We start from the raw sequence: 11713 nt of genomic DNA, 5'->3' as shown, positions 1-11713 counted from the left end.
AGATAGGGGGAAAATTCTGGGACTTTTTCTCTGAAAATTAGGTAATTGACCAGATGAGAATCGGTAAAACCCTACACCCCACACCCCACACCCCACACCCTGTCCCCACGAAAAACTTTTTCAGCAGACCCTAGATAGTCATCCTTAAACTGGTACAAATGTATGAACAACCCCGTGTAAGCATCCCACTTGCAAAGCTAATGCTTTCCCGCGTTTGGGGGGTAGAATCCCCCAAGAGTCAAAGATTAAGTGATAAAATCGGAAATAACAGCCAATTTTAGCTGAGGGTTTTCCTGGAAAAATCCCAACCTAGTAAATTTATACAAATGAGATGCAACCGATAGGAGTTCTCGCTATGGATAGCAATCGATTAATCGAAGAATTAAAAAATCCTGACTTTTATCCTCATTCTGTCAAAATTCCCGTTGAAATTATCCAAACCCATGCTTCAATTATCTTCTTGACAGGAGATTATGCCTATAAAGTCAAGAAACCAGTTAATTATAATTTTTTAGATTTCTCCACTTTAGAAAAGAGAAAGTATTATCTAGAACAGGAACTAGAGTTAAATAAAAAAGTCGCCGATAATATCTATCTAGAAGTTTTGTCAATTAATGATCAACAGGGTAGCATAAGTTTAAATGGAGAAGGAAAAGCGATCGAATACATTTTAAAAATGAATCAGTTTCCCCAAGAATGTTTACTGAGTAAAGTTTTTGAACGGGGAGAACTAACGGAAAAAGCTATAAAATCTTTGGCTGAAAAAGTGGCAGGATTTCATCGACAAGCTGTGACTAATTCCTATATTACTCAATTTGGCAATTTAGAAGTTATTAAACAAGCTTTTGATGAAAACTACCAACAAACCGAGAAATATATTAATTTTGTCCAAACCCAAAAACAATACGATGAAACGAAAGCTTATACAGATAAATTCTTCGCAGAACACGGAGATTGGTTAGAAGAAAGACAAATAAAAGGGATGATTCGCGAATGTCACGGTGACTTACATTTAAATAATATCTGTCAGTGGCAGGGAGAAATACAATTATTTGATCGCATAGAATTTAATGAATCTTTTCGCTTCGTTGATGTCATGTATGATATTGCTTTTACAGTCATGGATTTAACCGCTAGGGGCAGAGAAGATTTCGCTAATTTATTTGTCAATACTTATTTAGAACAAACCGCGGACTGGGAGGGTTTAAAAGTCTTGCCTCTCTACCTGACCAGACAAGCATATGTGAGGGCAAAAGTCAATAGTTTTTTGCTTGATGGTGACAGTTTTTCCGAGAAAATTAAAGCAAATGCACAAGATTATTATCAATTAGCTTGGCAGTACACCCAACCGCAGAAACCGAGATTAATTCTGATGTCGGGATTTTCTGGATCGGGTAAGAGTACCATAGGTAAAGTAATTGCTAAAAATCTTAATGCTATTCAGATTCGTTCCGATGCAGTTCGCAAACATTTGGCTGGAATTGACTTAAATCAAACAGGAAGTCTAGACATATATAGTCTCGAAATGAGTCAAAAAACCTTCGCTAGACTGGCGGAATTAGCCGAAATTTTAATAGCTTTAGGTTATCCAGTTATTCTCGATGCACGCTACGATAAATATGCTTGGCGAGAACCCTTATTAACCTATGCCCAAAATTTACAGATTCCTTTTCATATTGTCCATTGTCACGCACCTATAGAAGTTTTAAAACAACGGATTGCCGCTAGAAAAGGCGATATTTCTGACGCTACTATCGAGGTTTTAAATGCCCAAATTGAGAAAACAGAACCTTTTAATGAAAAAGAACAACCCTATCTAATTTCCCTAGACACTACTAATCCCAATTGGCCAGAATTTTTAGAGAGTCAATTAGGTAAATAGGTTGAGATGAATCAACGATAGGGCCATTCTTATAATTAAGTTATAGTTGATAAAGTAGCAAAAAGGAGAAGCGATGGAAACTGTAGTGTTAAATCTAGAGACAGTTAATTTGACTGATGAACAATTTTATCATCTCTGTCAGGCTAATCAAACATGGAATTTAGAACGTAATCAAAAAGGAGAATTATTAATTATGCCTCCCGTGGGTGGAAATACTGGTAAACAAGAAGCTAATTTGATTGTTAAAGTTGGGGTATGGAACGAGCAAACTCAACTTGGTGAGGTGTTTAGTTCTTCGACAATTTTTCGTTTACCAAATGGAGGATATCGTTCTCCTGATGTTGCTTGGATAAAACGGGAGAGATGGGAAGCTTTGAGCGCAGAAGAGCGAGAAAAGTTCCCACCTTTGTGTCCTGATTTTGTGATTGAATTACGTTCTCGTACCGATTCCTTAACCTCTTTACGCGACAAGATGCGCGAATATTTAGCCAGTGGTTTACGTTTGGGTTGGTTGATTAATCCTCAACAGCAGCAGGTGGAAATCTACCGACTAAATAGCGATGGGGAAATTATTAATTTACCTGCTATTTTATCCGGGGAAGATGTCTTACCCGGGTTTGTTTTGAATTTAACTTAGGAAGGATTACAGGGAATAACAAAGGGAATGACACCGAATCAGGCTATCTCTATTTTGTCAAGACATTTCCAGAAAAGCGATCGATTGTCAGCTTGGCGATGTATAATCTCTCAAAAGCCAGCATCAAGCTACAAAGTTCTCAATATTGCCCAAAAAAACAATCAGGATTTCAGGAACAGATTCTCTCGCTACTGCTTCAAAGAAAGAGGGGCTCTTCGTTACTTGTTATGGTTCGATAGGAGGGCATAAATCGACTAAATCCTTATCTGGCAAAAGACTTAATTGATTAGTTCGCTCTAGAGCAAAAACAATTGACAAAAATCGCTAAATGCCTTTCTATATAAGGGTTCCATCCCTTATAACTCCCGTCCATTGCATAACACAAACCGAAGAGCCGAAAGAGGAAACTCTCAGTCACAACATTGATATTTGTCAATAATGTCACCTAAAATTTTCAATCATCACTTTACTCCTCTTAAATCCCTCTCTCTGGGATTATTTCTCCTGCAAGCTTTCACTCCCCTCACCCTAGCAGCCCCCCCGCGAGAACCAGATCAAACCGTCGGCTGTGATATTCTGGTGGTGGGTGGTGGTTTAGCCGGTGCCGGTGCGGCCTACGAAGCTTTATTATTAGGAAAAACCGTCTGTTTAACCGAGATTACCGACTGGGTGGGTGGACAGATATCTTCTCAGGGAACCTCCGCATTAGATGAAAGACGGACACAAAGAGAAAAATTATTTTTCCCGAAAGGTTATCTAGAATTTAGGGAAAGAATTAGAAAGCATTACGGGAAACGCAACCCCGGAGAATGTTGGGTAAGCGGGTCTTGTTTTTTGCCTTTTGATGGACATAAATTATTATTTCAACAGTTAGAAGACGCTGCCAAAAAAGGCAAAGGAACTCTGAAATGGTTTCCCTCCACGGTAGTCAAAGAATTAAATATTGAAACTTTACCCAATCGCGGTACCGGTCAACAGATTACCAGTGTAATTGCTATTCAACATAGTCCCGTAAAAGGTACTCCTCCCCTAAATACCGAGTTTTTATCGCAAAAAATGGAGGATATCTATCGCTACGAAAATTCTCCCCGTTTTGATAAGAAAATCCTCCGTTTTGTCCCCAAATCCTCCCAACCGAATCAATTAGCGGATTGGTATGTGATTGAAGCGACCGAAACAGGGGAAATAATCGGATTATCAGATATTCCCTACCGTTTAGGTGTCGATAAGCGCAGTTATCTCGAACCTTCTTCCTCTAGCGTCACTGGAGACCCCTACTGTACCCAAGGCTTTACCTATACCTTCGCCATGGAGGAAACAGAAAAACCACAAACCCACGAGAAACCCGTTTATTATGAACGCTATGCCCCCTATTTTAGCTATGAATTGCCGCGATTAGCCGATTTTGACCTAGTTTTCACCTATCGTCGTATTTGGAGTCCGCAACTGGGTAAAGAGAAAACCTTTGGGGGAATTACTTTTACCGAACCCGTCCCGGGGGATATTTCCATGCAGAATTGGACCTGGGGAAATGATTACCGTCCGGGGACTGCGAAGGATAACTTTATCTACACCCGTGAACAGTTGCAAAAGTTAGGACAGTTATCTCCGGGGGGATGGATGGGAGGATTACGCACCGAAACCCTCGCGAGGGGCGAAGAACACGCCATTTCCTACTATTATTGGTTAGTAGAAGGGACCACCGATTCCCAGTTAGGGGACGGGGTAAAAGTTCCCCATTTGAATAACCGTTATCTCTCCGGTTTTGATTCTCCCATGGGAACTGCCCATGGTTTGTCAAAATATCCCTATATTCGGGAAGCAAGACGGATTATCGGTCGTCCTTCCCTGACTTACCCCGATGGTTTTACCGTCACAGAAATCGATATTTCCCGACAAAATTTTCAAAGCGATTTCTATCGTCAAAATCTTTCTCCGGCAGAATATCGGCGCTTAATTGCCACCTTGGCAGGATTAGAGGGATTTTCCGTACTTGATGGCACATTATCCCCCGATCAGGCCGTTAAACGCAAGCGCTCTACCATTTACCCCGATTCCGTCGGTATCGGTCACTATGCGATTGATTTTCATCCCTGCATGACGGAACATCCCCCCGAAAAACCGGGTAATACAGAAAAAGCAGGAGAAAGACAGGGACAAGGGCAAGCTTATCCCTTCGAGATCCCTTTAAGGGCTATAATTCCCCAAAAAATCGATAATTTACTGATAGCGGGCAAAAGTATCGCCCTTAGTCATATTGCCGCGGCCGCCTATCGTGTCCATTCCTTCGAGTGGTCCTCTGGGGTAGCTGCCGGCATCACGGCAGTGTATGCTTTAGATAATAATGTACTGCCCTATCAATTAGTAGAAAATGATTTTCTCATCGGCAATCAACAATTGCGAGAATTACGGCAAAAAATCGACGCTAGTGGTAATCCAACTATGTTCCCCGATGCCTCAATTTTCCGGTCGATGGATGATTGGTATTAATTAGGATTTGCTGAAAAAGTTTTTCCTAGGGGCAGGGTGTAGGGTGTGGGGTGTGGGGTGTGGGGTTTTACCCATTTTCATCGGGTAAATTACCTAATTTTCAGGGAAAAAGTCCCGGAATTTTCCCCCCGACCACTCCCATATCTGGTACTTTTTGATTGACAAAAAGTCTAAAAGTCTTACCCAACAAGGTTTTTAGATTTATTCAGCTAACCCTAATTACTGCCAACGAAGGGGATACTAGAGATGAGGCCAGACGAGTTTCTAGTTTAACCTTAGACCCCAATGTTTTTCCTAATGCCGCCGAATTGCAATTAGCCCAAAATCTCGGCCGTTTGGATGTTTCTAGCATCGACGGACGTAACGACCAAGGTCAATATAGTCAACTTTTTGCCTACGGTGGTCGTTCTTTTTCGATTTGGAATGTCACTAATGGACTGTCCCAAGTCTTCGATAGCGGCGATGATTTTGAACAAATTTTGGCGGCTTTTTCGGCAACTCCCCTAACTCCTAGTATCTTTAATTCCGATGGTACTCCTAGTAGTTTCGATAGTCGTAGCGATAACCGCGGCCCAGAACCGGAAGGTTTAGCCGTGGGAACTGTAGGCAATCGTCTCTATACTTTTGTGGGAATAGAAAGGGCTGGCGGTTTCATGGTTTATGATATCACCAACCCTAGTCATCCTTTCTTTGTTGATTATATCAACGATTGGCAATTAGGCGATATCTCTCCCGAAGGATTATTATTTATTCCCGCTGCCGATAGTCCCAATGGTACTCCCCTGTTAATTGTTGCCAATGAAGTCAGTCGTAATGTGGCGATTTATTCCGTGAAACCTGTCCCAGAACCTAGCGCAGTTTTAGGATTAGTAACCCTCGGACTAGCTGGCTATAGTTTGAAAAAAAGAGGGAATTCCCAATTAGAGCATTTAATTGATTAATGCTCATTCTTAATTCTCCTGAATCCTGACTACTGGCTCCTTACTCCTCACCTAACGGAAGATTTTTGATTTTTGCAAGAAATCCATTAATCACATCCCGTAAAATGGTAGCGCCTCCGACCAATGGGGGCGTTTTCCCGTTTGCCAGTCCAAATGGGCTAAATCGAGGATATCGGCGGCATTTATGCCTAAATAACTGGGTGTGGCTAATCTTTGATAGGAAATAGTTAAGTTTTCTAAAGTGTGCTGCCATTGTTCTGGAGTCATCAGCCTATCAGCTAAATAAACCCGATTACCCCGATAGATGCCCACATACAATTTTCCCCTAGTTGCGGGCATTTCTAGGGCTAGATGGGTATCAAGGGGGTAAAAATCCCGTTGTGACCAAGCAAAGGCCGCTAAACTGGAGACGGTAAAAATCGGTAGCTGTAATTGTTGTGCTAGGGTTCTACCCGTGACTATACCGATGCGGGTACTGGTAAAGCTCCCCGGCCCCTTAGCGGTGGCTAGAAAGGCTAAATCAGCCCATTTTTGCGGGGCTAGGAACTGTTTTAGATAGGGGTGGAATAGGTTCGATAAGTCCCTGTCTAAGTCCCAAGTTTGTTGACGACTATCATCGCTGAAATTAGAGAGGGCCAGTCCTAGTTGGGGACTGCTGGTATGCAAGGCTAATCCATAGACAGGGGAAGACAAGTCAATCTTTCTGTATCAGTAAGTTTTTATGGGTCGCCTGGGATTCGAACCCAAGACCAATCGGTTAAAAGCCGAGTGCTCTACCGCTGAGCTAGCGACCCGTTTCGTGTTCTGCACACGATTCATCAATATAACATCTTATCTGGGCTAAGTCAAGGGGTAATTTAAATTTGATTGACTCGCATTTCCACGATCGCCTCACGGCTACTCTGGGGTTCCATGTAGTTCAAATGTTCGCCTGTGTTGAGGGCGTTGCGGGGGGCGCTCCAGGGTTCGAGACAGATATAATTTTTATCTTTCAGAGTCCAAAAAACTATAGTTGTATAGAGATTATCGTAACTGAGGATAATTTGACGCTGATGATAGGAATCACTAAAACTACTTTGATGGCGAGTAATTTGCGGAAAAGCGGCATCAATTTCTTCGAGATTAAAGTCAAAGTTGCCGGAGTAGGAATGGAGGGTTTTCCTGCGTTGGTCGAGGTATTGGGAGGAGGGAATATCAAAAGATAATCGGGTTTTATCGGTGACTTGAAAATAGGGATGGAACCCGATAGAAAAGGGCATTTTTTCGGGTGAAAGATTAATAACTTTTTGGTGAATTTTGAGGCTGTTTCCTTGCAGTTGATAGGTAAAGATTAATTGAAAATCAAAGGGATAGACTTGACGAGTTGCTTCATTACTGTTTAATTCTAGGGTTAAACTAGCGGCAGTTTCGGTGCTTTGTTTGCTCACTTGCCAGGGTAAATCACGAGCAAATCCGTGTTGTTTGAGGCTATAGTTTCGGCCTTGGTGTTGATAGGTATTATCGGGTAAGTTGCCGCAGATAGGGAATAAAATCGGGACTCCTCCTCGCACACTGAGGTTAGGATCTTTGAATCTTTCTGTGTCCAGATATAAAATATCTTCTCCGCAAATTTGCCAACGGGTGATGATTCCTCCCCTAGCGGGAACCACTTCCAGATAAGCGTCAGCTTCTTCATCCTTGAGACAATAGGTAAGATATTGATTTTGGTTTTGAGTGATAGTAAAGGTCATATCAGTTATCAGTTATCAGTTATCAGTTATCAGTTATCGGTACAGCTGACTAAAAAGCTGATTGCTAACATAGAACGTAGGTTGGGTTGAAGCATGAAACCCAACACCCGCTCATGTTACGCTACTACTAACCCATCCTAACAAATAATTGTGCCTCCCTACTTAGCTTAACCAATGAGGTTTTAGATTCGGCCCTTGTGAATAAGCTGAGATAGCCTAGCTTGAGATGAAAATTTGGGTAAGAAAATAGGCAATTGCGGCACTACCAACGGGTACAGTGAGATTATCTATACCTAGTTTCGAGAAAGTTTCTAGAATAGTGGCTCCGATCGCTGTTAATAAAGATACTAGAATAATTGGCGGATTAATGCCATTAACAAAAGATAAAATAATCAAGCTGACTAGAAAGCTGACTCCTAACATAGTCAGGGAACCTTCCAGACTTTTGCCACTGCCGAAAATTTTGTAGGGATGTTGACCAAAATTTTGTCCCACTAGGGCTGCTAATCCGTCTCCTAAAGCCATAATTAAAATACCCATTGCCGCATATTCGGGGTGAGAAATTGGCCAAAAATAAGCCACGAGAACACCGATACTAACAGCATAAAAAAAAGTTCCCCAACTGCGGCGGCCAACACTATTAAGACTGGGTAAAATGGGGAAAAAATAGGATAGGATAGCAATAATTGCCGCTAGGATGGCCGCACTTATTCCCACCCAAGCGGGGATATTTAACCACCAAGCAAAAAGGATGACGTTTCCTGTGCCAATGTGGACAACTTTGCGGGTAATTTCGCCATCGGTACTGAAAAGACTTTTTAATTTTTCAGCGATCAGAATCAGAACAGCTAGGTAACAGGCGACTAAACCGATCGAAAATAGGAGAGAGTGGGATAGTTCCACGTGGCAAAAGCGAAAATTGACTATCTATTTAGTTTAGGCGATCGAGGTGACATTGATGAAAGGAATTTTTATTGGCTTAATTGAGGGATATAGACGGTTTATTTCGCCGCTATTTCCCCCTTCCTGTCGTTTTCAACCCACCTGTTCCCAGTATGCCATGGAAGCGATTGATCGCTTTGGTGTGCTGCGGGGTTCTTGGTTAGCAATTAAGCGTATTCTCCGTTGTCATCCCTTTCACCCCGGAGGTTACGATCCTGTGCCTCCCTGTAGCCACAAGCACGATTAAAAGCCACAGTAGTTATCTCAATGGTGAGATACGAGGTTTTCGTTTTGGGGATTCAGGAGTCAGGATTCAGGAGTCAATACCAAATTAGGTTATACTTCATTTTTAGGGTAAAGTCTGTAAAACTCTTGATATTTTTAGACCCGTTGATGATTGCCTATTTTCTTTGGGGAAAACGCTCGATATCGGCGATGCCATAAAAGATGATCTGTTTATCTTTTAAACGTAGTCGATCGACTCTTAATTGGGTACCATCGAGGGCAAATTTATCTAAATCCATGAGGTTGTTAACGTGGCTGATTAAAGCTTCTCCTAAAGCTTTCGATCTTTCGTCCCCTTGATAAACCACCTCAACAAATTGAATTTTTCGCCGTTCTTCCACAACCACAGCAGTGGTCATTTCTAGAAGAATTGGCTCTTCTTCTCCCAATTTGATGAGACTTTTCAGAGTTAAAGTTTTATCGTCATTGAGAATTAATTCCGTATTCTGACAGTGAATTGATTTACCTTCGTACTCTAATCTTTGCAGTTTTTCGACAATAAAAGGTGTATTAAAAGAGGTGGTTAAGTCTTCTTCCGTTAAAACTACCCGCAAAGTGGCCCGCGTCGGTTGACGGAGTTTTACCTGTCCGGTAAAAATGGCACTAAAATCGATCGCCACCGCTTGTACATACAATTCCATGGCTTCGATGCGTAGGCCATTGTACATCAGCATCGACTGACCGATAAAGTCAAAACCGTCGATACTGCCTTGCAGTAATTTGGCCACGGGTTCGGCGCGGACAGTGGCTTTCAGCTTGCCTGTCCGTTTGAATAATGCAGCGATCGCAGCACTCACCGCCTTACTGATGAGTTGATCGCCGCTCTGATTGGGAAAAGGTAAGCTACCAAACACGCCTGCTGTCATATCTCTCATAGGTGGGACTACAACGATCTTAACATTATTTAAAGTTTCTTTACATCTCGTTTTATTAATGAGGATGATAAGCAATCTGTATGATTCTGTAGAGGTTATAAATTTTTAGCGGTCTATCCCGTGCTAGGGGATAGGATAGAAAAGTGCTACTATCCCAGTGATATAGCGTTTTTCACTTAGAAAATCGGGGTTAAAAACGTGGTTGCCATTTCAGATCAACAACAGTTAGCCGCTACCCACAACCACAGCGATCGAGTGGCGGTATTATTGATGGGATACGGGGAAGTGGAGAGTTATGAGGACTTTGCCAACTATAATGAACAGGCCTTAAATTTGCTGACGGCTAAGTTCGCTCCTGTACCGACTTGGGTTTATCCTCCCCTAGCGAAATTATTGGCCCTATTTGACCTACACGAATGGCAGCACCAGCATAATCACTTTATTTCGCCCCATAACCACATTTTCGAGCATCAAAGACAGGAAATCGAGCGCAATTTACAGGCAAAATGGGGTAATCGGGTGGAGGTATTCAAAGCGTTTAACTTCTGCGCGCCTTTTTTACCGGCACAGGTGTTAACGGAAATCCGCGAACGGGGATTCGAGAAAATTTTGATCTATCCTCTCCTCGTTGTTGATTCTATCTTTACCAGTGGCATTGCGATCGAACAAGTTAACAAAGCTTTAGCTCAGGGACAAACGGGGGAACATTGGGTCAAAGGATTGCGCTATATTCCCTCGTTTTATAACCAACCCGCTTACATAGAGCTAATGGCGCGGTTAGTGGAGGAAAAAATCGCTGCTGAGGTAGCTAGTAGCTGTCTTCCCTCGCAAATTGGCATTATTTTAATGAATCACGGTTGTCCCCACGAAGCTAAGGGATTTACGTCGGGAATCGATGAAAGTCAAGCTTTATACGAGTTAGTCCGGGAAAAATTAATCTATCGTTATCCCTTGATTTCTGTGGGTTGGTTAAATCACCAAACCCCTTTAATTAAATGGACGCAACCGAATGCAGAGTTAGCGGCGAAGAATTTGATTGAATTGGGGGCAAAAGCCTTAATTTTCATGCCGATTGGCTTTGCTACGGAAAATCACGAAACTTTACTGGATGTGGAGCATATTATCGAAGCTTTACGCCGCAAACACGACCAGGTTAATTATGTGCAGATGGCCTGTGTCAACGATAACCCCGAATTTTGCCAGATGGTCGCCGATTGGGCCGAGGAACATATCGAAGCTTTACTATCACAAGAGGCTTTATCTGTCAATAGTTCTGTAACAATTCCTCACATTCATTCCGATCACCATCATCACCACGGACATCACCACCATCATTAAGCTTGGACAGTGGCAAAGAGGGGCAACGGCGAAAATTAGTCCTACCACTTGTCACTGTTGGAGCTATAATCTATAATTGTGCTTTCTTGGGTACGTAGCTCAATGGATAGAGCATCCGCCTTCTAAGCGGACGGTTGTAGGTTCGATCCCTACCGTACCCGTTATTGCCGACTAGGTATGGGAAGGCGGATGTGGTGGGCTGCCAATTGCGAATCAAGTTGCTCTGATGAGCTTCTGGTCTGGCATTGAACTTGAGGTGGTGTGAATTCTGCGTAGAGGAATGAAATTTGGGTAGTGATTTTATTGTAGTGGTGATAGCTCAAACCTTTGCTAATTGGGCATTGTAGTCATGAATAAAATACCAAAGGGTTCCCCAACGTGATTCTCCATTTTTTTAGAGAAAGATAGACTCTCTCTCACCAGCCGAGAAATCCTTTGTCGAAAGGTATTATTTAGGGTCTGCTGAAAAAGTTTTTCCTGGGGGTAGGAGTCAGTAGCCGGTCGTCAGGAGTCGGTCGTTTTAGGCTTTGTTGCCCTTGTTTTTTGTACCAAGCGATGTACTACAAGAAGGATAATGCAAGGTTTTTGAACGT

Annotated in this window: 10 protein-coding genes, 2 tRNA genes and 1 pseudogene; 7 read left to right on the top strand and 6 right to left on the bottom strand. The window is 42.4% G+C overall.

Translation table 11 applies throughout. From position 1 onward, the window contains the following. Positions 1-355 precede the first annotated feature (355 nt). The 4 genes from PX482_RS21630 to PX482_RS21615 all read left to right on the top strand — a co-directional run bounded on the left by PX482_RS21630 (position 356) and on the right by PX482_RS21615 (position 5950). Positions 356-1882 (top strand): bifunctional aminoglycoside phosphotransferase/ATP-binding protein, encoded by a 1527-nt coding sequence (locus PX482_RS21630; protein WP_043999316.1) that lies wholly within the window; start codon positions 356-358, stop codon positions 1880-1882. A 73-nt stretch (positions 1883-1955) separates the two neighbouring features. Then, positions 1956-2519 (top strand): Uma2 family endonuclease, encoded by a 564-nt coding sequence (locus PX482_RS21625; protein ID WP_002761711.1) that lies wholly within the window; start codon positions 1956-1958, stop codon positions 2517-2519. A 438-nt stretch (positions 2520-2957) separates the two neighbouring features. Beyond that, positions 2958-5009, top strand: a complete 2052-nt coding sequence (locus PX482_RS21620) for an FAD-dependent oxidoreductase (RefSeq protein ID WP_002761709.1) — start codon at positions 2958-2960, stop codon at positions 5007-5009. 158 nt (positions 5010-5167) lie between these two features. Continuing rightward, positions 5168-5950 carry a choice-of-anchor I domain-containing protein gene (locus PX482_RS21615; protein ID WP_288095711.1) on the top strand — a complete coding sequence of 261 codons (783 nt, stop codon included), beginning with the start codon at positions 5168-5170 and terminating at the stop codon, positions 5948-5950. A 90-nt stretch (positions 5951-6040) separates the two neighbouring features. On the opposite strand, the gene tsaB is transcribed toward PX482_RS21615, so the two are convergent. From tsaB to PX482_RS21595, 4 genes are all read right to left on the bottom strand, one after another. After that, the gene (gene tsaB, locus PX482_RS21610; RefSeq protein WP_002757754.1) at positions 6041-6643 is read right to left on the bottom strand and encodes a tRNA (adenosine(37)-N6)-threonylcarbamoyltransferase complex dimerization subunit type 1 TsaB; all 603 of its coding nucleotides are present in this window, start codon (positions 6641-6643) and stop codon (positions 6041-6043) included. Between the two features lie 29 nt (positions 6644-6672). After that, a tRNA-Lys gene (locus PX482_RS21605) sits at positions 6673-6744 on the bottom strand. Positions 6745-6807: 63 nt separating this feature from the next. Next, complete coding sequence (locus PX482_RS21600; protein WP_288122999.1) at positions 6808-7680, bottom strand: aldose epimerase family protein; 873 nt, start codon at positions 7678-7680, stop codon at positions 6808-6810. 216 nt (positions 7681-7896) lie between these two features. Continuing rightward, entirely contained in the window at positions 7897-8583 is a 687-nt protein-coding gene (locus tag PX482_RS21595; RefSeq protein ID WP_002757750.1) for a diacylglycerol/polyprenol kinase family protein, read from the bottom strand. Between the two features lie 55 nt (positions 8584-8638). Here PX482_RS21595 and yidD point away from each other — a divergent pair, with 55 nt between their 5' ends. Beyond that, on the top strand, positions 8639-8869 hold the full coding sequence (gene yidD / locus PX482_RS21590; protein ID WP_002757748.1) for a membrane protein insertion efficiency factor YidD: 231 nt from the start codon (positions 8639-8641) through the stop codon (positions 8867-8869). A 154-nt stretch (positions 8870-9023) separates the two neighbouring features. Here the strand turns inward: yidD and PX482_RS21585 are convergent, their stop codons facing one another. Then, the gene (locus PX482_RS21585) at positions 9024-9782 is read right to left on the bottom strand and encodes an LmeA family phospholipid-binding protein (protein ID WP_002757745.1); all 759 of its coding nucleotides are present in this window, start codon (positions 9780-9782) and stop codon (positions 9024-9026) included. Positions 9783-9980: 198 nt separating this feature from the next. On the opposite strand from PX482_RS21585, the gene PX482_RS21580 reads away from it, so the two are divergent. Further along, complete coding sequence (locus tag PX482_RS21580) at positions 9981-11120, top strand: ferrochelatase (protein ID WP_288122998.1); 1140 nt, start codon at positions 9981-9983, stop codon at positions 11118-11120. Between the two features lie 88 nt (positions 11121-11208). Further along, a tRNA-Arg gene (locus PX482_RS21575) sits at positions 11209-11281 on the top strand. A gap of 158 nt (positions 11282-11439) precedes the next feature. Here PX482_RS21575 and PX482_RS21570 read toward each other — a convergent pair. Next, positions 11440-11582: pseudogene (locus PX482_RS21570) on the bottom strand (IS1 family transposase); the annotation flags it as partial. Positions 11583-11713: the final 131 nt, after the last annotated feature.

It is taken from the genome of Microcystis sp. M53602_WE12, assembly GCF_030065455.1.
Lineage (GTDB): Bacteria > Cyanobacteriota > Cyanobacteriia > Cyanobacteriales > Microcystaceae > Microcystis > Microcystis aeruginosa.
Note: the sequence above shows the minus strand (reverse complement) of the source record. Positions and strands in the feature narration are given on the sequence as shown.